The 19,898-nt window shown below is 63.1% G+C and carries 15 protein-coding genes and 2 pseudogenes; 9 read left to right on the top strand and 8 right to left on the bottom strand.

The window, feature by feature from the left end:
• Nucleotides 1–132: 132 nt before the first annotated feature.
• A pseudogene (locus tag PCE31106_RS23540) lies at nucleotides 133–526 on the bottom strand (IS110 family transposase); the annotation flags it as partial.
• Between the two features lie 16 nt (nucleotides 527–542).
• The gene (locus tag PCE31106_RS23535) at nucleotides 543–1,775 is read right to left on the bottom strand and encodes an NAD(P)/FAD-dependent oxidoreductase (protein WP_150564856.1); all 1,233 of its coding nucleotides are present in this window, start codon (nucleotides 1,773–1,775) and stop codon (nucleotides 543–545) included.
• Nucleotides 1,776–2,056: 281 nt separating this feature from the next.
• Here PCE31106_RS23535 and PCE31106_RS23530 point away from each other — a divergent pair, with 281 nt between their 5' ends.
• Nucleotides 2,057–2,713, top strand: coding sequence for a helix-turn-helix domain-containing protein (locus PCE31106_RS23530; RefSeq protein WP_150564855.1), 657 nt, complete (start codon nucleotides 2,057–2,059; stop codon nucleotides 2,711–2,713).
• 243 nt (nucleotides 2,714–2,956) lie between these two features.
• Here the strand turns inward: PCE31106_RS23530 and PCE31106_RS23525 are convergent, their stop codons facing one another.
• Nucleotides 2,957–3,187 carry a hypothetical protein gene (locus PCE31106_RS23525; protein ID WP_017231944.1) on the bottom strand — a complete coding sequence of 77 codons (231 nt, stop codon included), beginning with the start codon at nucleotides 3,185–3,187 and terminating at the stop codon, nucleotides 2,957–2,959.
• Nucleotides 3,188–3,391: 204 nt separating this feature from the next.
• Nucleotides 3,392–3,595, bottom strand: a complete 204-nt coding sequence (locus PCE31106_RS23520; protein WP_017231945.1) for a cold-shock protein — start codon at nucleotides 3,593–3,595, stop codon at nucleotides 3,392–3,394.
• A gap of 887 nt (nucleotides 3,596–4,482) precedes the next feature.
• Between PCE31106_RS23520 and PCE31106_RS23515 the strand changes: the two genes are divergently transcribed.
• Together PCE31106_RS23515 and PCE31106_RS23510 are read left to right on the top strand one after the other, a co-directional pair.
• Nucleotides 4,483–5,493, top strand: a complete 1,011-nt coding sequence (locus PCE31106_RS23515; protein ID WP_150564854.1) for an asparaginase — start codon at nucleotides 4,483–4,485, stop codon at nucleotides 5,491–5,493.
• 18 nt (nucleotides 5,494–5,511) lie between these two features.
• Nucleotides 5,512–6,264, top strand: a complete 753-nt coding sequence (locus PCE31106_RS23510; protein ID WP_150564853.1) for a GntR family transcriptional regulator — start codon at nucleotides 5,512–5,514, stop codon at nucleotides 6,262–6,264.
• Between the two features lie 334 nt (nucleotides 6,265–6,598).
• Here the strand turns inward: PCE31106_RS23510 and scpC are convergent, their stop codons facing one another.
• Nucleotides 6,599–8,095, bottom strand: coding sequence for a succinyl-CoA:acetate CoA-transferase ScpC (scpC, locus tag PCE31106_RS23505; protein WP_017231957.1), 1,497 nt, complete (start codon nucleotides 8,093–8,095; stop codon nucleotides 6,599–6,601).
• 195 nt (nucleotides 8,096–8,290) lie between these two features.
• On the opposite strand from scpC, the gene PCE31106_RS23500 reads away from it, so the two are divergent.
• Nucleotides 8,291–9,208 carry a LysR family transcriptional regulator gene (locus tag PCE31106_RS23500; RefSeq protein ID WP_150564852.1) on the top strand — a complete coding sequence of 306 codons (918 nt, stop codon included), beginning with the start codon at nucleotides 8,291–8,293 and terminating at the stop codon, nucleotides 9,206–9,208.
• A gap of 34 nt (nucleotides 9,209–9,242) precedes the next feature.
• On the opposite strand, the gene PCE31106_RS23495 is transcribed toward PCE31106_RS23500, so the two are convergent.
• A complete protein-coding gene (locus PCE31106_RS23495) occupies nucleotides 9,243–9,656 on the bottom strand; it encodes a hypothetical protein (protein WP_017231959.1) in 414 nt (137 codons plus the stop codon).
• A 1,289-nt stretch (nucleotides 9,657–10,945) separates the two neighbouring features.
• Here PCE31106_RS23495 and PCE31106_RS23490 point away from each other — a divergent pair.
• Entirely contained in the window at nucleotides 10,946–12,301 is a 1,356-nt protein-coding gene (locus PCE31106_RS23490; protein ID WP_150564851.1) for an MFS transporter, read from the top strand.
• Nucleotides 12,302–12,476: 175 nt separating this feature from the next.
• Nucleotides 12,477–13,691 (top strand): multidrug effflux MFS transporter, encoded by a 1,215-nt coding sequence (locus PCE31106_RS23485; protein ID WP_150564850.1) that lies wholly within the window; start codon nucleotides 12,477–12,479, stop codon nucleotides 13,689–13,691.
• 34 nt (nucleotides 13,692–13,725) lie between these two features.
• Here PCE31106_RS23485 and PCE31106_RS23480 read toward each other — a convergent pair whose 3' ends face one another.
• Nucleotides 13,726–16,080: a cytochrome P450/oxidoreductase gene (locus PCE31106_RS23480; RefSeq protein WP_150564849.1), complete on the bottom strand. Its 2,355-nt coding sequence runs from the start codon at nucleotides 16,078–16,080 to the stop codon at nucleotides 13,726–13,728.
• Nucleotides 16,081–16,310: 230 nt separating this feature from the next.
• Between PCE31106_RS23480 and PCE31106_RS23475 the strand changes: the two genes are divergently transcribed.
• From PCE31106_RS23475 to PCE31106_RS24520, 3 genes are all read left to right on the top strand, one after another.
• Nucleotides 16,311–17,234 (top strand): IclR family transcriptional regulator, encoded by a 924-nt coding sequence (locus tag PCE31106_RS23475; RefSeq protein ID WP_254441303.1) that lies wholly within the window; start codon nucleotides 16,311–16,313, stop codon nucleotides 17,232–17,234.
• A gap of 150 nt (nucleotides 17,235–17,384) precedes the next feature.
• Nucleotides 17,385–18,989 (top strand): ABC transporter substrate-binding protein, encoded by a 1,605-nt coding sequence (locus tag PCE31106_RS23470; RefSeq protein ID WP_150564847.1) that lies wholly within the window; start codon nucleotides 17,385–17,387, stop codon nucleotides 18,987–18,989.
• Between the two features lie 390 nt (nucleotides 18,990–19,379).
• On the top strand, nucleotides 19,380–19,505 hold the full coding sequence (locus PCE31106_RS24520) for a hypothetical protein (protein ID WP_302476071.1): 126 nt from the start codon (nucleotides 19,380–19,382) through the stop codon (nucleotides 19,503–19,505).
• A gap of 132 nt (nucleotides 19,506–19,637) precedes the next feature.
• On the opposite strand, the pseudogene PCE31106_RS24190 reads toward PCE31106_RS24520, so the two are convergent.
• Nucleotides 19,638–19,898: pseudogene (locus PCE31106_RS24190) on the bottom strand (hypothetical protein); the annotation flags it as partial.

Genomic DNA, 19,898 nt, shown 5'->3' with positions numbered 1-19,898 from the left:
GTTGCTTGCTCATCAGACACCTCTTCGTGGCGAGTATTTTCGCCTAAATTGGTGTCCGGGGAGATTAGACCACTACATAAGGCCGCTAACGCGAAGAGGAGGTGCTCGGTTGAGCGCCTTGTTGTCGCGTCAGGTTGGGCGTTCGCCGCGCATGGACGAGCCCGAACGGCGTGTGACAGGTGCTAGCCTCGCGTAGGCGGCGAGTTGCTGGGCCAAACGAGGCATGACGGTGGTGGCGGCCTGAGTGTCGGGGACGATCACTGCGTGTTCGCTCAAGGGCTCAACGATATCGGTCGCGACGCCCTTGCCTATGCACGGAGTGAGCTAGATCAGACTGTTGCCCAGCGACTTCTCGCTGGTTGCAGCAAGAGCGGCCTGCACGGGAGGGGCGCTTGAGCAATTCAAGCACCGCCGGATGATCCAGATGGGGGCTGAGAACGCGCTCAAGCGCGAGGTGGATCTGGGTGAGCAAGTCGCGAATGCGGTTGCTCGTCTGGGCAACTTGGGCGGCGAGATCGTCGTCGAAGCGAAGCGATACCGAGTCAGAAACGGTCGGCACGAAACGGCGCGGGGTCGACCAACGTCGGCGCGCCGGTGAGCATCTCCGCAATCAGGCGCCCGGTCACGGGGCCGAGCGTCAGACCGTGATGCGCGTGACCGAATGCGAACCAAAGATCCCGATGCCCGGGGGCAGGGCCGATGATCGGCAGCATATCGGGCGTGCAAGGTCGACACCCCATCCATGGCTCGGATTCGACCGGCTTTCCCAGCGGGAACAGCCGTCTCGCCAGAGGTTCAACGGCTGCCAGCTGAACCGGCGTCCGAGGTGCGTCGCGCAGCGCAAGCTCGACGCCCGTTGTCAGACGAATTCCCTGATTCATCGGTGCCAGCAAAAAGCCGCTCTCGGCATCCAATACCGGTTGATTCAGTTGTGCGCCGGTGTCGGGCAGAAAGTGCCGGTGATAGCCGCGCTTGACCGCCAGCGGCAGCCGGTAACCCAGCGCACGCGTAATGGTGTCGGACCAAGGCCCCATTGCCACGACGGCGTGCCGACCTTCGATTTCCCCCTCGAGGGTCTGCACGCGCCAATGGGGATTCAACGTGGTCGCATCGCCGCGCAAGATCTGCCCACCTATCGATGTGAAGTACTGCGCGTAGCGGGCAACCAATTCGCCGGGATCGCGAATCGAACTCGAAGCCGTATGGCGAATGGCGCCGATGAGCGTTGCCGAGAGCGACGGCTCATCCCGCTGAAGTTGCGCTGCATCGAGACGCTCGAAGGGCACACCGTACTCGCGTTGCCAGCGCTCGGTATCGAGAAGCGCCGCGTCGAACGCATCACGCCGATGGAAGACCTTTAGCCACCCGCCATCGCGTAGCAGATCATCCGCACCCGCACGTTTGATGAGTGCCTGATGCTCGGTCAAGCAATGCTCGATCAGTGTGCTGTATTGACGGGCGATGCTGGCGTGGCGTTGCGGCGCGGAGTGATGCCAATACCGTACGAGAAATGGGGCGATGCTCGGCAGCGCCAACGGGTGATAGCGCACATCCGTGGAATGATTCCGCGCATAGTGAAGCAGCGTTCCGATGTCGCGAGGAAACGCGTACGGATACACGCCTTCGCGCTGTATCAATCCGGCGTTACCAAATGACGTTTCCCGACCGGGCGTGCCGCGGTCGACGAGCGCGGTCGAAAGGCCACGACTCTGCAAGTGGATAGCCGTCGAGACGCCGACGATCCCGGCGCCGAGTACGAGAACATCGAATTTCATGATGGAGACACTGTCGTTATCCCATTGCTGTGGCTAGCCGCGTGGTCGCGTCGCAACGCGGACATTGGTATGCAAACGCGTGATTTCTTTGTTCATTTTTTGGACTCGGAGAAGAATGACAATGCGTCGGTCAACGCAGACGCAAGGCGTCCGTGACTGTTCCGGTTATCATATATGAGAATTTAAGTTCTCGTATACGAGAAAATGTTAAAAAATCAACGCAATCGGTTTCATGTGTTCGGTTCGTATTGTCTGGACCGTACACGCTCAGTGAAAGTCCTATGACGCCATCTACACCAAAGAAGCCTGCGTCGTCAGGCAAGCAGAAGCGCGACGACGGCCAGGTCAGTCATGAAACGGTGGGCGCCCGACTGCGAAGCGCGCGCAAGGAGAACGGGCTGACACTCAAGACGTTGAGCGAGCGCTCAGGCGTCGCTGTATCGACCATCTCAAAGGCGGAGCGCGGCGACATTGCGCTCACCTACGACAAGTTTGGCGCGCTTGCCCGTGCACTCGGCCTGGATTACTCGGCCATCTTCGGGCATGGCAACGCCGAACTCAGCGCAGGGATGAGTCCATCGTTCACTGAAGCGGGGAAGCAGACGATATACGAGACCCCCAACTATCGCTATGGCATGATCGCCTCCGACCTTGCCAATAAGCGCATGGTGCCGATGCGTGCACACATTCGCGCGCGCAAGCTGGAAGATTTTCCTGACTATATTCGCCACGCGGGCGAAGAGTTCGTGTTTGTTTTGTCAGGCAGTTTGTTGCTGCAGTTTGAAAATGGCAGCGAATTTCGGCTGGCGCCAGGCGATAGTCTTTATTTCGACAGTGGCGTGGGGCACGTCTATCTGAGCGAGCACGATGCTGGCGTCGACGCCATCGTCTGCTGTGTAGACATGCATGCTCCACCCGCAATGTCGCGCTCGCGATGAGGGTCGCCAGGGACTCGCCACCGGTTGTTGAGTCGTACACGCGGGCCGGACTGAGCGAACCTTTTCCGGTGGATCTCCACGATTTTGTGGACGCCTGTCGTCGGGTGCCGGTCATCTGGGACTTCTGAGTGCTTGACTCGGTGTCGGGTATCCAGGCGGTGAAACGAAGTCAGTGAGCCCGCGACGGTGGCGTCAAGGGCTTTTTGCTTTTTGACTCAATCCGCTGCGAAATCGAAATGCGGTCTAGCCGCGATTGTCGACCCAGTCGCGCGCCCACGTGGTGGCGTGTCCCAGCGCCTGCGTTTCGTTGTCGAAATAGTCGAGCGCGTAGAAATTGTACGAAACAGGATCGGCGTCCAGGGGGCCGCCTCTGACGAGCACGAGGTTGGCCGCAAACCAGCCGTCCGATAGTTGGTGCGCGGATGGGGAAATTGAGTAGCCGTTGTATTGGTGGTGATGTTCGATATTTTGCATTAGCGATTGTCGAGCGCACACATGGCATTCGCGCCATACAAGCAAGACAATTTGAAAGTTGGGGGGAGACGGATTGTGTCTAAACGACAAACGATGCGCACGTTGAGGTGTGGCGATCGGATCGGGGGGGGAGCGTCGCTGCGCGAGGAAGCGCGCGCGTGAGGCAGACAAGCAAAGGGCCGGAAGACCGGCCCTTGAAATACGTTACAGCGGGGTGATATTCGAGGCTTGCATGCCCTTCGGGCCACGCTTCGTCTCGTAGCTTACCTTCTGGTTCTCCGCGAGCGTCTTGAATCCATCGCCGCGAACTTCCGAGAAGTGAGCGAAGAGATCGTCGCCGCCAGCGTCAGGAGTAATGAAGCCAAAGCCCTTGCTATCGTTGAACCACTTAACAGTACCGGTATCCATATTGAATCCTTGAAATAAAAAAATACAGCTCCACCGCGGAGCGACAAAAACTTCAAGGAAGAGGAGAGGACAACGAGTACCGCGCAGACAAGGCGGAAAATGGTGATCAGCAATCGAGCTTCTTGAATATTTCGAGACCGACGGTAACACTGGAATGCTCGGGTTGTCAACGTATATCGTTACGGCGACTCGATATCGGGCAATGCGTCCTGGGTTCCGTGGTGCGCCGCCAGGAAGCATGCATCGGGACAACCCTTGAGGCCGTACAGGCCTATGGGTTTTCGCTCGAACGCATGATTTAGAATGGCGACACATCGCAGAGCCCCTGCGATCACGTGCCGCCTCATCATTCGGAGACCCGCCAAATGCGCAAGCTTGCTTTTCTGCTCCTCTCTACCACAGTTCTGTTGGCAAGTTGCGCCGTCTACCTTCCCGACGACGGCGGCTATGGCGGACGTGGCGGCCCAGGGAATGGTTTCTGTCCGCCGGGGCAGGCAAAAAAGGGTAACTGTTGACTGCCAAGGGGAAGTGAGGCGCCCGTCCACGCATCGGTGGGCCGGCGCTTCGCGCCGAAGGAGGCCAACGCTGCGAACGCGCTACCCGCACAGCGAGTGGGCCAACACGCAGTTGAACGTCACGCCGAGCCTATGTTGTAACCGTAGTCGGAGTCGCCGAGCGCCGGGCGTCAGCCGGCACGTTCAAAACCTAATTCGGACGTGATCCACGTCTCAGAATCCGAAATCGTTCCCTCCCAGCCTGCACAACAGTGTTTGCATGACGTCTCCTGCGCGTTGGGTGTTCTACGAAGCACTCGATGTCCCTCGTAAATCGTTATCGATTATATATAATGCACAATGTATATTAATCGAAATAACGATCGCTACACCATGCCCAATTCGCTTCCCGTGGTTGCCGTCGCCTCGCTTGGCGGCACGATCAGCATGACCCCGTCAGACGCCGCCGGCGGCGTCGTCCCCACGCTTGACGCCGCGCAACTGGCCCGCTCGGTGCCCGGATTGTCCGACGTGGCGATGATCACGACGGCATCGCTTCGACAACTGCCGAGCGCGTCGCTGCGCTATGACGACCTGATGGAGGCGCTCGCCTGGGCCGAGCAACAGGTCGCGGCAGGGGCGGTGGGCGTCGTGCTCACGCAGGGCACCGACACGCTCGAGGAAACGGCCTTCCTGCTGGATTTGTTCTGGACACTGCCCGCGCCGCTGATCCTCACGGGGGCGATGCGCGCGCCGCAGGCCGCAGGTGCGGACGGTCCTGCGAATCTGCTGGCGGCCGTCAGGGTGGCGGTGCATCCCGAGAGCGTCGAGCGCGGCGTGCTCGTCGTGATGAACGACACGGCGCATTACGCGCGGTGGGTCAGCAAGGGCGATTCGCTCGCGGTGCAGGCGTTTGTGTCGCGCGACGGCGGCGTCGCCGCACGTCTCGTCGAAGGCGGCCCAGCGTTCTTTCATGCACGCCAGGCGCGCCCGCGCCCCCTGACGCGGCCCGTGCGTGCGTGGCCGAAGGTCGCGCTGGTGGTAGCCGTGCTGGGCGATGACGGCGAACTGGCGGAGCTGGCGGTGAAGAGCGGCTACGAGGCCGTCGTGATCGCTGGGCAGGGCGCAGGACACGTCTCCTTTGGATTCGCGCAGCGCATCGGTGCGCTGGCCGAGCAAGTGCCGGTGGTGGTCGCCAGTCGCGCGGCGAGCGGGCCGACGGCGTGTGAAACCTATGGGTATGTCGGTGCTGAAATCGACCTGATCCGGCGCGGCGCGCACATGGCCGGTTGGCTCTCGGCGCTCAAGGCCCGGCTTCTGGTGGCGGCGCTCATCGCGTCGGGCGTTGCGCCCGGCGCGGTTGGGGAAGCGCTGGCGAACTGGAGTACACTCGCGCGTCGATAATCCACACACGGCACTCCTTTGAAAAGCACGCCTTCTGCATCGGCCAGCGTGTCCGGCACACCGAGCCTATCGAGCGCATCAAGCGCATCGAGCGTCTCCGGCACGTCAGGCCGTCGCCGGCTCACGGCCTACCAATATGCCATCGAGACGTTGCGTGCCGAGATTCTGCAAGGCAAGTTGAAGGCGGGCGACCGGCTTCGGCAGGACGATCTCGCGCGGCGTCTGGAGATGTCGACGACGCCTGTGCGCGAAGCGCTGCGCACGCTGGTGTCCGAGGGGCTGGTGTTTTTCGACGTTCACCGTGGTGCCGTGGTACGCGGTCTCACGATCGACGACGTCAACGAGCTGTACCGTCTGCGTAAAACCCTCGAACCGATGATGGCCGAGCAGGCGATGGCCACGCTTCGGGAGGGGGACATCGCCAACGCCCAGGCGCTGCACACCGAGATGCTCGCGACGTCGGACGTCGCCAAGTGGACCGAACTGAACCAGGCGTTTCACGCGGCGCTATGGGCGTCGCAAGACAACTCCCGACTGGCGCACCTGATCAAGACCCTGCGCGATGCGTCGGGCCCCTACATTGCGTTGTCGCTCCATATGCGTCCCGCGCACGTCGACGTGAGCAATCAGGAACACCAGACGATGCTCGACGAGTACCGCGCCCGCGACGTGGATGCGGCCCGGCGGCACATGCAAGCACACCTCGACGCCACGCTGCGCATCATCGTCGAGGCCATCGAGCAGACTGAGGCCGAGGCGGCCAGCGAGTGACGGTCGCCGGTGGGACCTTCATGTGACGAAAGTGGCGACGCCGTGGAGAATTACCCACCCGCTGGATCGTTGAAGCAATGGCCGCTGCTTCTCGTTTCGATAACGACGCCACGCGCACACATATAAAAAGCGGCTCGCCTGCGCACGCCGGCGAGCCGCGAATGCCTGAACGCCCGCATCGGCGTTCGGCCCACAGGACCGCATGCGTCCCATGTTCTTCCCCGGCGTCGACAATGCGCGTCGGCGCCATCGCAATGGTTGAGCCCGTCGCATCCATCGCAACGGTCGTCGCATCCGGTCGCCCGCCCGTCGGCGTTGGCGACCGTCGGCGATGTCATCTGCCCGCCAGCATCGAGCCACGCTCGCGCAAGTTGACGTGCATGTCGAACGCGTGTTCCAGCGCGTGCGGCGTCTGCCCGCCATAGCGCAGGGCGTCGCGATAGTAGTCGCGCAACACTTCTCGGTAGCTCGGGTGCGCGCAATGATCGATCACCAGGTTCACGCGCTCGCGCGGGGCGAGCGTGCGCAGGTCGGCCAGGCCTTGCTCCGTCACGAGGATGTCCACGTCGTGCTCGTTGTGGTCGACGTGGGGCACCATCGGCACGATGCTCGAGATCTTTCCGTCCTTCGCAATCGACTTGGTGGCGAAGATCGCCATGCGGGCGTTGCGAGCGAAGTCGCCCGAGCCGCCGATGCCGTTCATCATGTGCGTGCCGCCGACGTGCGTGGAATTCACGTTGCCGTAAATGTCCGCTTCGAGCGCGGTGTTGAGTGCGATCAACCCCAGCCGTCGAATGACTTCAGGATGGTTGCTGACCTCCTGCGGACGCAGCACGAGCTTGTCGCGATAGCGCTCGAGATGCTTGAAAACACGATCCTGCACGGCTTGCGACACCGTGATCGACGACCCCGACGCGAACACCATCTTGCCCGCATCCATGAGTTCGAACGTCGAGTCCTGCAGCACCTCGGAGTACATCGTGAGGTTCTCGAACGGCGAGTCGATGAAGCCCGTGAGCACCGCATTGGCAATGGTGCCGATGCCCGACTGAATCGCAGGCAGCGTGCGCGGCAGGCGGCCGCGCGAGACTTCGTGCTGGAAAAATTCGATGAGGTGGCCGGCGATGTTCTGCGTGTCCGCATCGGGCGGCAGCGCGTTGGAGGCGCTGTCCGGCGTGTCGGTGATAACGATGGCGGCGATCTTCTCCGGCGCAATCTTCACCACGTTCGTGCCGACGCGATCGCGCACGTCGACGATGGGCAACGGCGCGCGATGCGGACGCTGACCCGGAATCCAGATGTCGTGCATGCCTTCGAAGGCGAGCGGTTGCGCGAGGTTGATCTCGACAATCACCTTGTCCGCGAGGATCGCAAAGCTCGCCGAATTGCCGACCGACGAACTCGGCACGAGCCCGCCGTCTTCCGTGATGGCGACCGCCTCGATCACGGCCACGTCGAGCGCGCCGAACTGTCCGGTGCGCAGGAATTCGACAGTCTCCGACAAATGCTGATCGACGAACATCACGTCGCCGCGATTGATCGCGCCGCGCAGCGTCGTGTCGACCTGGAACGGCAGACGCTTCGCCAGCACGCCCGCTTCGGTCAGCGTCTTGTCGGAATCGTGTCCGAGCGACGCCCCCGTGATCAGCGTGATCTTCATCGGGTGGGCCTTGGCCCGCTTGGCCAGCGCGATGGGCATGTCCTTGGCGTCGCCGGCGCGGGTGAACCCGCTCATGCCGACCACCATGCCGTCTCGCACCAACATTGCCGCTTCGTCGGCACTCATCACCCGGTCGCGCAGCGACGCCAGGCGGATGCGGTCTTCAAACATCTTCAGGCTCCTCGTCTCTCTTATTCGAATCCCTTGATCTTTCGGCGTGGCAGCTAAGGGCAAGCCTGTCCGCGCCTGATTCGCAGTGTATTGACCCATCGGTCACATTTCCAATATATTCAAGATGCTATTTGGATACCTTTTATGTATGAATGACGGGAACCCCAATGGGGCCGGGCAGACAGAGGAGCGGTCATGGAATTGCGACATTTGCAATATTTCATTGCGGTCGCCGAAGAACGCCACTTCACGCGGGCGGCGGCGCGTGTCGGCATTCAGCAACCACCGTTGAGCTTGCAGATTCGGCAACTCGAGGCCGAATTGGGCGGGCCGTTGTTCGTGCGTCTGCCGCGCGATGTCGTCCTCACGGAGCTGGGGGAGGCGTTCCTGCCGGAAGCGCGGCAGGTGCTGGAGCGAGTAGAGCGCGTCAAGCGCCGGATGCAGCAGATCTCACGCGGCGAGGCGGGGCAGATCCGTATCGGGTTTGCTGGCGCGACCTACTTCGAGCCCCGCATTCCTGCGTGGATCCGTGACTTCCGCGCACGCTATCCGGACGTGCAACTGCATCCGCAACAGAGCAACACGGCCAGTCTGCTCACGGCGCTGGTCGACGAAGCGGTCGACGTGGCGTTTGTGCGCACGCCGTTCGAGGTGCCGCCCGGAATCGTCATGGTGCCGGTCGCCGACGAGCCGATGGTGCTGGTGTTGCCGCTCGGCCACGCGATGTGCGCGCGCAAGCGCGTGCCGCTGGCCGCGCTCGCCCGCGACGAGTTCATCCTGCTGCCGCGCGAGATCAGTCCCGCGCTGTATGACCGCACGATTGCGGCCTGCGAGTCGGCTGGATTTCACCCGAAGCTCGGGCAGGAGGCGCCGCAGATCACGTCGATCGTGCCCATGGTCGCGGCGGGGTTCGGGGTGTCGCTCGTGCCCGCGTCGGTCAGTCAGATCCGCACGCCCGGCATGGGGTTCTGGCCGATCGAGGGTGACGTGCCGCTCGCACCGATCAGCCTCGCTTATCGCGCCGAACACGCCTCGGCGGCGATCGATCGATTCATTGCAATGTCGCCGCAGGCCTCACCTGACACTGACGACAGCGTAACGTCGCCCGTCTGATCGCCTCGGTGCTGTTCGGGCACGGCTTGTCGCGTTACGCCGACGACTCGCCATCGTTGGCGGCAGGGCGTGGCGTCGCGGGGAGGGGGTGGCCTGCGTCCGCGCGCCGGAGGGCCGGCGCATCGCCGTACACGTCGTAGCCGCGCTGGCGAGGGCTGGGCACGGCGTCGTCGCGCGTGGGCAGCCAGCCATTGGCGCGCAGCTTGCCGATGAGCAGCGGATGAATCATCAGCGAGTAGAGCAGGCAAGTGGCGGGCAGCGAAAACGCTAACGCCGATTCCTTCCAGATCAACGCGGGTCCGATGGCGAGGAGGGTCCAGGCGAGCGCATGCCACGTGAATCCGTAGGCCATGAGGTAAAGCGGACCGAGGAAGAAGGCCGCGACACACGACAGACGCGTGATCTCGACGACATCTCCGTTCGCCGGATTGCGAAATTTGAGCGTCATGGCGAGGTCGTGGGAAGGAGGACGGGGAGCCTAACGTTACCGTAGCGCCGACCCCATTTCGTCCCCCCTGTTTTGCGGTATCGGCTTGCCGGATTGTCGAGTATCTGCGGGCGATGTTGGCCGATGCGTTCCCTTCCGAGGACACGACGAGCGAGCGTGGCAGTCTCGCTTCGAGAACGACGTCGCGATGTCGACGGCGGACAAACTATTTACGCCGGATCCGGACAATTACCGAGAATAGCGACAGTGATTCGGGGCTAGAGTGGAGTTGCCGTGGCTCAGATGTGCCCCCGACCTCCACGGACTATCCGGCTCGCCGATCAGGCGGGCCGCTTTTTTTTCGACCGTTTGTCGAGATTCCTTAACATGCTAGGATTTCCTGAAAAACAGCATCGGTCGGCAGCGTGATCGCTGCCGCTGGATTGAAGGGGACTTGTGATGCAATCTTTTCGGTTTTCCTGGCACTACGTCAGCCACACGCCGCCGGGGCGCCCGTTCGACTTGGAGGGGGCGGTTACGCCGCGTACCGACGAACGTTTTGATGGTGCCGTCGATGCCTATTGTGAGGGGCACTACATCGGACGTTGCGAATTTTCGAGCATCGATGCCCATGATGCGTCCGAGGCCGCGGCAATGGTCCGAAAACGGATCGAGCGCCGCATCGAAGATCGCGTCGCGCACGAGAGTCAGACATCCCACTGAATGCCCCTAAGGGCAGGATCGGCGAGCAAAAAAAAACGGCCAGCAAGTTGCTGGCCGTGAAATCCACCAGGAGGAGGTGGAGGAGACAGGTGTAACTATATCAGGGAAATCCCTAGACGGGTTAACCTTCGTAAGAAAATTTGTAGAAAAACGCCAACTGCGACAATTCGTCGCTTTTCGTCGCATCCATCGCCCAATTCCCCGCCTGTATAGCCCACTGGCATTTTGCCAGGGCGGCTCCCATCGTTCCGATGGAGAAAAACCACAAAGCTGAGCGCCGTGTCCGTGAGCCGAGGTTCCACCGATCTCGCTCGGATTCCCGCACCCGTCGCGTTTGCATGTCCTGAAAATCTCAGTGTTAACACTAAGCATTGATTTACGTTTGGCGATATAAACTTCCGCAAAGCGTAATTTAATGCGCGACGGAATTGGGTGGATTCGCCGTTCGATCCGGCGCATGACATGCCTTGTTTGCTGGATTCGGGCAACGAGGCGCCTGGGACGAGGCCGCGACGGGAATAGGCCGTCGCCAGCCCCTCGACCGGGAACGCAATGCCACGAAGTTGCGAAAAACGTTGGGAGACAAAATGAAAGCAGCAGAAGTGAATGTGGGTGCACTGATCGACGAGAGCCGTCTGGGCGCGTATCAGTGGTGGGTGATTGCATTGTGCGCGATGTGCCTGGTGGTCGATGGCTTCGATGTCCAGGCGATGGGGTATGTCGCGCCGGTGGTGATTCGGGAATGGGGCATTGCCAAGGAAACACTCTCGCCGGTATTCGGCGCGGGGCTGTTCGGCATGCTGGTCGGCTCGCTGACCTTTTCGGCGCTGGCCGACAAGCTGGGCCGTCGCCCGGTGCTCATTGGCGCGACCCTGTGCTTCTCGGCGTGCATGGTCGTCACCGGTTTCGCCAACACGATTACAGAACTGGTCGTCTGGCGCTTTGCGGCCGGGCTGGGCCTGGGGTGCATCATGCCGAACGCGATGGCGCTTGCCGGCGAGTACAGCCCGCGCCGCATTCGCGTGTCGCTCATGATGATCGTGTCGTGCGGTTTCACGCTGGGCGGTGTGCTTGGCGGCCTCATCACGGCGGCGATCATTCCGAGCCTGGGCTGGCGCGCGGTGTTCTACATCGGTGGCGCCATTCCGTTGGTGCTCGGTGTGCTGATGTGGATCTCGCTGCCCGAGTCGATCCAGTTCCTGATGTTCGGCAAACGCGACAACGCACACATTCGCAAGCAACTGCTGCGCGTGGCACCCGGTGCCAATGTGCCGGTCGACGCCCGCTTCGTACTCGATGAGCACAAGGCGAAAGGCGTGCCGTTCGTCGAGCTGTTCAAAGATGGCCGCGCACGGGTGACGCTGCTGCTCTGGGTCGTGAACTTCGCGAACTTGCTCGACATGTACTTCCTGTCGAACTGGTTGCCGACGGTGATTCGCGATGCGGGCTATTCGACGCAGGTCGCCGTGATGGCGGGCACCGCGCTGTGGGCAGGCGGGGTGATCGGCACGCTACTCCTCGGCCGCGTGATCGATCGCGTCGGCTTCACGAGCGTGCTGGCCGTGACGTTCCTCATCGCGATGGCGGCGACGGCGGCGATCGGCAATCCGATGGTCATGGTCTCGATGGTCGCGGTGTTCATCGCCATCTTCTTCGCGGGCTTCTCGATCATCGGCGGGCAACCGGCGCTCAACGCACTCGCCGCGACGTATTACCCCACCTCGTTGCGTTCCACCGGCATTGGCTGGAGCCTCGGTATCGGCCGCATCGGTTCAGTGCTCGGTCCGGTGCTGGGCGGCGCGCTGATGCATTGGCAATGGTCGTCGTCATCGCTGTTCCTGGCGGCGGCGGTGCCCGCGTGCGTTTCGTTGATCGGCGTGCTGGCGATTGCCCGCACACAGCGCAGCGACGGCGGCAACCTGCAGGCGGCAACGGCCGGATGAGGGGGCGATGTCAAAAGATGCCGGACCCGAACGCTGCGCCATAAGCATTGGTTAGGGATCCGATAACCATCGAGTATGAAAGTGCGACGCCCGCCAGCGTTATCATGGCGGGCGTCGTTTATTTGCGGCGCCTCCCGCGGCGCGACAGCCATTGCGCCGACTCATCAGAACGATCATGACATCGACGTCCGAACTCTCCCCTGCGTTGCCTTCCGAGCGTGTGTTGCTGGGCATTCTCGGCCTGTTCATGATGATCGCGCCCGCCTCCACGGACATGTATCTGCCGGGGCTCGTGACGTTGCGCCACGAACTGGGTGCGAGTGTCGCGACCACGCAGCTCACACTCTCCTACTTCTTCCTGGGATTCGCCTTCGGGCAGCTCCTGTGGGGGCCGCTCGCGGACCGATTTGGGCGTCGTCGGCCGATGGCGGCGGGGATCGCGCTGTACATCTTCGGCAGCATCGGCTGTGCGTTTGCCGACACCATCGATCACATGATGGTGTGGCGCTTCGTGCAGGCGCTCGGTGGATGCGCCATGCCCGTGATTGCACAAGCCATCGTGCGTGACGTCTACGGGCCGCGCCACAGTGCGCGCGCCTTTTCGATCATGCTGCTGGTGATGAGCGTTGCGCCGATCGTGGCGCCGCTCGTTGGCGGACAGATGCTGCGCGTCACGACGTGGCGCGCGATCTTCGGCATTCTCGCGGTGTTCGGCGCGGTGGCGATGCTGGCCTTGTGGCGTTTGCCGGAGACCGGGGCGGTGCACGCGCGTCAGTCGGGTGGACCGCGTGCCGTCCTGATGTCCTATTGGCATCTGTTGCGTGACCCGCATTTCGTCGGTTACATGCTGGCGGGCGGCGCGGTCTTTGGCGCGTCGTTCACCTACATTACGGGCACGCCGCTGGTGTACATGGAGTACTTCCATGTGTCGCCGCAGCTTTTCGGGGTGCTCTTCGGCATCAATATCGTCGGCATGGCGGCGATGACCATGTTCAACTCGCGCCGTGTGGGGCAGTTGGGCGCAGATCGCCTGATGCGTGCCGGCATTGTCGGCTGTGCGATCGTCACGACCGTGTTGTGCGCGAGCGCGTGGCTGGGGGGCGCGCGGCTGCCGTTGATGGTGGCACTACTGTTTCTGTTCATGTCGCTGCGCGGCATCATCACGGCGAATTCGGTGGCGGGGGCGCTCGCCAATCACCCGACCCGCGCCGGCGCAGCGGCGGCGCTCGTGGGCAGTGTGCAGTATGGTTTCGGCTTCGCGGCGGGCGGGCTGCTCGGCGTGCTCAACGACGGCTCGCCGCGTCCGCTCGCAACGGTCATGTGCGGTTTTGCATGGCTCGCGCTCGTCGCGCTGCTGGCGATGCTGCGCAAGCCGCGGCACGCCCACTGAACCCATTGGGCGCGCCGGGCGCCGACGCGGCGACCTATAACGCCAGCACCAGCGATTTGCCGCAGGCGCGCGAGCAGCACGACATCATCTTCGTGTTCGCGTCGCGCTCGGCGCGTGTAAGCACCACATCGCGGTGATCCACGTCACCCTCCAGCACCTGCACCTCGCAGGAACCGCACAGTCCTTCCTCGCAGTCGCTCTGGACGTCGATGTTTGCCGCACGCAGCGCCGTGAGCAGCGTCTGATCGGCCGGCACCGTCACCGTAATGCCGGAATCCTTGAGCGTGACGTCGAACGCATGCTCCTTTGCGGGATCGAGCGTGCTCAGTTGCGACTGGAAGTGTTCGACGCGCAGCGTGTCGTCAGGCCAGGGCGCACAGCACTGTGCGAGGGCGTCGAGCATTCGCAGCGGGCCGCAGGCATAGACTTGCGTGCCGTCTTGCGGCGTGGCGAGCAGGCTGGCGTAGTCGGCGCGCTGGCCCTCGTCTTTCACCCACAAATGCAGGCGCTCGCCATGCAGCGCGTGGAGTTCGTCGATCAGCGCCATCGTGCGGCGGCTGCGGCCGCTGTAATGGATCACGTAGTCGATGCCCAGTGCTTTCGCGCGCCGCGCCATAGCGGCAATCGGCGTGACGCCGATGCCGCCCGCAACGAAGATGGCACGACGCGTCGTTTCATCGAGCCGGAAGTGATTGCGCGGACCGCGAATGCGCAGGCGGTCACCGGCTTTCACTTGCGTATGAACCCAGTGCGAACCGCCACGGCCTTGCGGTTCGTGCAGGACGGCGATTTCCAGCGCGCCGGTGTCGGCCGGATCGCCGCACAGCGAATACTGACGCGACAGCCCCGTGTCGCCGCACTCGATGTCGATGTGCGAGCCCGGGGCCCAGCGCGGCATGGCGCGGCCGTCCGGGGCGACCAGGCGTAACTTCACGATGCCGTCGGCCACCGGCAGCACGGACTCGACCACGACCGGACGCGTCACGCTGTGTCCCGAGGGTTCGCCAATGCGCACGGGCGAATGACGCGTGAGCACGGTGGGGTCGCGGCGCTCGGGGTTCTGCGCCGGATCCCACTCGACCCACACATGCTCCGGGCCGCGGAAGGAGGTGTTCGGCACATACGTGAAGGTCTGCTGTGCCAGCGTCATGTGCGGCAGCCGGCGCGTGAATTCTTCGAGGAAGATCTGCATTTCCATGCGGGCGAGGTTCTTGCCCATGCATTGATGCGAGCCGTAGCCGAACGTCAACTGATCGCTCGCGTTTTCGCGGCGAATGTCGAACAGGTCGGCGTCGGCGAAGTGCGCTTCATCATGGTTGGCGGACGAGGTCACGATCAGCAGCTTCGCACCCGCGGCGATGTCGATGCCGCCAATGTTGACGTCCCGAGTGACCAGCCGGCGCCATGCGGCGACCGAGCCGTTATGACGCAGACACTCTTCGACGGCGTTCGGAATCAGCGATGGGTCGTCGCAGATCTCGCGCCAGACGTCCGGATGCTGGAGCAGCAGCTTCATGGCGTTCGCGGTGGCGTTGGCCGTCGTCTCGTGCGCGGCCACGATGCCCGCCATCATCATCGAATGCAGGTACGAATCGGTGACGACGTCGGGATAATCCTTTTGCTTGCGAATGCCGTACTGCATCCAGCCCGACCCCTCGGGGTGCTGGCGCATCTTGTCGAGAATCTTGCCCGCCAGTTGCCAGAAATTGCCTACGGCGTGGGCCACGGCCACCTGCTCTTCGGGCTTGGGGCGTCCCCATGTGTTGACCGTGTGCGCGATGGAATACTCGCGCAGCTTGTCCATGTCTTCCTCCGGCACGCCGAGGAAGTGCAGCGCCACCGTGAGCGGCACTTCCCACAGCATCTGGTCGACGAGATCGGCGCGGCCGTCGTTGATGAAGCGATCCACGTAGTCGCGTGCGAGTTGGCGCACCAGCGGCTCGTGATGCTTGAGATGCTCGGGCGTGAACGGCTCCATCAACACGCGACGACGCGGCATGTGGGCGGGTTCGTCTTCGTTCACCAGCGTGCGGTTGAGCGCGAAGCCGTAGGAGGCGAGCACGGCATTCGCCTCCGGTCCGGTCGGCGTGATCTTTTCCAGCGCAATCGACGGGCTGAACGTGAGGTTGTCGCGGAAGATCGCCTTGATGTCGTCGTAGCGCGTGACAACCCAGTAGCCGAGCTTCGGGCTGTAGAACACCGGCTCTTGCTCGCGCGCCCAGCGCACGTACTCGGGCGGGTCTTGCTGATAGCCGTCTTCGAACGGGTCGAAGTCCGCGGCACGGGCGCTCACAGGGCATCCGTTGGGGGCCGTGGCGGCAGGCGTCTGATGAAAGGGGCAGCCGCCGGCGGCTGCCGTGTCGGGGGTGGGGGCAATCGGTTGGCTCATCCGTTCACGCTCTCTGGGGCCGGTGTGACGAGCGCCGCGTTGGGCTCGCGACGACACGCGCAATATGGAACAAGTGTAGAGGAGCGATCACGCGATCGGGCGGTGCGCCTCTCCTCCCTGGAATTTGTTAAGCGTAAATATAATACGCATTGCGTAATTTGGTGGACTGGGGTTAACCTCTAGCCTTGCCGATGCCGGACAATATCGCTTTGCATCATAAAATCTCGGCGATGACGACAAGCAAACGACCCACCGCAGGCCTCCCGCGCAGCGCCGATACGCCTGTACGCGCGACGACCGGCCTCACGCCATCGCGCACCGATGCCCCTCATGACGACGATGTCACCGACGCACCGCGCGAGCGCGGGCGCCGTCAACGCGTGCAATCGGCCGAGACCGGCATGGTCGTGCTCAAGGGGCTGGCCCGGCTGGGCGGTCGCGCGAGCCTGACCGCGCTCGCCCAGCATGTCCAGCAAAGTCCGGCCAAAGTGCATCGGTATCTGATGAGTCTCGTGGAGGAGGGCCTCGTCGCGCAGGACACCGACTCGCAGCACTACCATCTCGGACTCGAAGCGATGCTCATCGGCGTGGCGGCGATGCGGCAGGCCGACCCGGTGCGTGCGGCCGAACCGGCGCTCGTGCGCTTGCGCGAAGCCTTCGATGTCACCTGCTTCATCGCCGTCATGGGCAACAAGGGACCGACCATCGTGCGTTTCGAGGAGCCGGGCCTGCCCGTGACGATCAACGTGCGCATCGGGTCGGTAATGTCGATGCTCTGGTCGGCCGCCGGCCGTGTTTTTCTCGGATGCCTGGACGATCCGCAAGTGATGGCGATGGCCGAAGCCGAGTTGGCCCATGCCTCGCCGGAGCAACGCGCACAGCTCGATGCGTCCGATCCCATCGGCGCGCTGCGTGCCGAGGTGCGCGCCGCGCAGGGGGCAAGCGTTCGCGACACCAACCTGACGGGGATCAGCGCGCTGGCCGCGCCGGTCTTCAACTACGACGGCCGCTTGGTCGGCGTCGTCACCGCGCTGGGTGCCACGGGCGGGTTCGACGCGCGCATGGACGGCCCGATTGGCGAGGCGGTGCGCCGCGAAGCCTTGTCCGCAAGCCATGCGCTGGGCTATCGTCCGACGCTGCCGTCCGGCGCCTGATGGGGCGGCGTTTCGCAGAACTGACGATCGGTTTCAGGATTCGGGACAGCGAGTGTCGGCGCGGGCCCCAACGCAAGGGCGATTGGCCTGAATTTGCGCTATTCTGACCCGCTGTTTTTCACCGTCATCGACTTCCTGGAGGAGACACCCATGCGTCGTCGCTCGCGCCGTATTTTCGCTGCCGCTCTGACGGCCCTGTCGCTGCCGATGGTGCCGCTCGCCGTGCATGCCAAGGCGCTCACCGTATGCACCGAAGCCAGCCCCGAAGGCTTCGACGTCGTGCGCTACAACTCGCTGACGACGACCAATGCGTCGGCCGACCCGGTGTTCAATCGCCTGGTCGAGTTCGATGCGTCGCAACGCAAGGTCGTGCCCAGCCTGGCGACCCAGTGGAGCGTCAGCCCCGACGGCCTGACCTACACGTTCACGCTGCGCCCGAACGTGAGCTTCCACAGCAATAGCCTGTTCAAGCCGACCCGCGCGTTCAATGCCAACGACGTCGTCTTCACGTTCGAGCGCATGCTCGACGACAAGGCGCCGTGGCACAAGCTCACGCCGTCGGGCTTCCCGCATGCGCAATCGCTCTCGCTGGGCAAGCTGATCAAATCGGTGCAGAAGGTCGACGACCACACCGTTCGCTTCACGCTGTCCGAGCCCGATGCCGTGTTCCTGTCGATGCTCTCGATGGGCTTCGCGTCAATTTATTCGGCCGAGTACGCCGACAAGCTCATCGCGATCAACAAGCCGGGCGAGATGAACGCGCGGCCCATCGGCACGGGCCCGTTTGTCTTCCGTAGCTATCAGAAGGACAGCGTCGTGCGGTACGACGCCAACAAATCGTACTTCGGCGGCGCGCCGGCCTCGGATCGTCTCATCTACACGATTGTGCCGGACGCAGCCGTGCGCGCGCAGAAGGTGAAGGTGGGCGAGTGCCAGATCGCGCTCTCGCCCAAACCGGTCGACGTGCAGGCGGCGCGCAGCGACAAGGCGCTCCGGGTGGTCGAGACACCGGCATTCATGACGGCGTTCGTCGCGATCAACACCCAGCACAAGCCGCTCGACGATAAGCGAGTCCGTCAGGCGCTGAACATGGCGTTCGACCGCGCGAACTACGTCAAGCAGGTGTTCGAAGGGGCCGCAACGCCAGCCACCAACGTGTATCCGCCCAATACGTGGAGCTTCGCGAGGAATGTGGTCGCGTATCCGCTGGACATCGCCAAAGCGAAGCAGCTGCTCGCCGACGCGGGCTTCCCGCAAGGGTTCGAGACGACGATCTGGACGCGCCCGACGGGCAGTCTGTTGAACCCGAACCCACGTCTGAGCGCCGAGATGCTGCAAAGCGATCTCGCCAGGATTGGTGTTCGGGCGCGGATCAAGACCGTGGAGTGGGGCGAGTTGATTCGTCGCGGCAAGGCGGGCGAACATGATTTGCTCTTCATGGGCTGGTCGGGCGACAACGGCGACCCCGATAACTTTCTGACGCCGCAGTTCAGTTGCGCGGCCGTGCAATCAGGCACCAATTTCGCGCGCTTTTGCGACAGAGACCTTGACCAGTTGATCAGCGAAGGCAAACGCTCTCATGATCTCGCCGCGCGAACCGTGAAGTATCAGGTCGCGCAGCGCATGATCAAGGACGATGCGCTCTGGATTCCATTGGCGCACCCGATTGCAGCGGTCATCACGCGCGCGGACGTGACCGGATACGAGGTGAGTCCGTTCGGCCGTCAGGATTTTTCCGCCGTGCAAGTCAAGTAAGCCCCACGCCGATGGTCCGACCATGCCCGCCGTCGGGGCATGGTCGAGCCGTCGGGTCCTTAAGGACATTGTCGCAGCATCCCCCCCTCTGGCGAGCGCTCTGCTTCGCCAAACTGCACATCTGAAACCTTTCTGAATTCCACCATCCCGCGTTGAACGGCTACCGGGCGTTCGGTGACGCGAGCCGCTCATCATGCGCGCCTAATGCACCGCTCAACCTTGCCTCATGAACCGGTCGTCCGTGCGGTGGATTGCCGCAATGATGGGGCGTGTTGTAGGCGTTTCAGGAACGATACGTTTTCGGCGCACCGCTTCACGATGTCTTGCAAATTAAGGTATTAGTTTGTTTTAAATCAACAGCTTACAGTGATTGGCACGGAAATCGCGTATATGAATCGCGTATGGCGAAGCGCCAACCCGAACTTCCAGCAGGCTGTTGGCGAGGTACTCCTGTGCTTGCGTGCATGGGACGGCCAGCTATTGCCCGCGATTTTCGCTGACGTGCTCGCGCCGTAACGCAGCCCATGTTGGCCGAGGGGTGCGTGTGTCGAAGTGAGTGTGCGCGGGGAGGGAACCATGAACGGGTTCAAGGCGACTTTGGTGACGGCAGCCGCAGCGGTTGTGCTGTGCGGCATTTCGATCAACGCATTACATGCGGCGGGAGGCGGTGGGCACGGTGGTGGCGGTGGCATGGGCTTTGGTGGCGGCAGTAGCGGCGGGCTGGGTGCCTTTGGTGGCCCCGGAGGATTTGGGAATGGCTTTGGCGCCGGTGCCGGCATAGGTGGCGCAGGCGGCTGCGGTTGCGGCGGTCACAGTGGCGGTGGGCCCGGCGGTGGCGGAGGCGGTGGTCCCGGAGGTGGTGGCGGCGGCGGCGGTGGTGGCGGTGGTGGCGGCGGCGGCGGTGGTGGC

Origin of the sequence: Pandoraea cepalis (assembly GCF_902459665.1) — a bacterium.
GTDB classification, from domain to species: domain Bacteria; phylum Pseudomonadota; class Gammaproteobacteria; order Burkholderiales; family Burkholderiaceae; genus Pandoraea; species Pandoraea cepalis.
The sequence above is the reverse complement of the archived record's forward strand: the minus strand, read 5'-3'. Positions and strand labels throughout refer to the sequence as shown.

What these genes read in the sequence shown, in the direction of transcription:
- PCE31106_RS23535 (WP_150564856.1), bottom strand. Translation starts at nt 1,775, where the DNA reads ATGAAATTCGATGTTCTCGTACTCGGCGCCGGGATCGTCGGCGTCTCG.
- PCE31106_RS23530 (WP_150564855.1), top strand. Translation starts at nt 2,057, where the DNA reads ATGACGCCATCTACACCAAAGAAGCCTGCGTCGTCAGGCAAGCAGAAG.
- PCE31106_RS23525 (WP_017231944.1), bottom strand. Translation starts at nt 3,187, where the DNA reads ATGCAAAATATCGAACATCACCACCAATACAACGGCTACTCAATTTCC.
- PCE31106_RS23520 (WP_017231945.1), bottom strand. Translation starts at nt 3,595, where the DNA reads ATGGATACCGGTACTGTTAAGTGGTTCAACGATAGCAAGGGCTTTGGC.
- PCE31106_RS23515 (WP_150564854.1), top strand. Translation starts at nt 4,483, where the DNA reads ATGCCCAATTCGCTTCCCGTGGTTGCCGTCGCCTCGCTTGGCGGCACG.
- scpC (WP_017231957.1), bottom strand. Translation starts at nt 8,095, where the DNA reads ATGTTTGAAGACCGCATCCGCCTGGCGTCGCTGCGCGACCGGGTGATG.
- PCE31106_RS23500 (WP_150564852.1), top strand. Translation starts at nt 8,291, where the DNA reads ATGGAATTGCGACATTTGCAATATTTCATTGCGGTCGCCGAAGAACGC.
- PCE31106_RS23495 (WP_017231959.1), bottom strand. Translation starts at nt 9,656, where the DNA reads ATGACGCTCAAATTTCGCAATCCGGCGAACGGAGATGTCGTCGAGATC.
- PCE31106_RS23490 (WP_150564851.1), top strand. Translation starts at nt 10,946, where the DNA reads ATGAAAGCAGCAGAAGTGAATGTGGGTGCACTGATCGACGAGAGCCGT.
- PCE31106_RS23485 (WP_150564850.1), top strand. Translation starts at nt 12,477, where the DNA reads ATGACATCGACGTCCGAACTCTCCCCTGCGTTGCCTTCCGAGCGTGTG.
- PCE31106_RS23480 (WP_150564849.1), bottom strand. Translation starts at nt 16,080, where the DNA reads ATGAGCCAACCGATTGCCCCCACCCCCGACACGGCAGCCGCCGGCGGC.
- PCE31106_RS23475 (WP_254441303.1), top strand. Translation starts at nt 16,311, where the DNA reads ATGACGACAAGCAAACGACCCACCGCAGGCCTCCCGCGCAGCGCCGAT.
- PCE31106_RS23470 (WP_150564847.1), top strand. Translation starts at nt 17,385, where the DNA reads ATGCGTCGTCGCTCGCGCCGTATTTTCGCTGCCGCTCTGACGGCCCTG.
- PCE31106_RS24520 (WP_302476071.1), top strand. Translation starts at nt 19,380, where the DNA reads ATGAATCGCGTATGGCGAAGCGCCAACCCGAACTTCCAGCAGGCTGTT.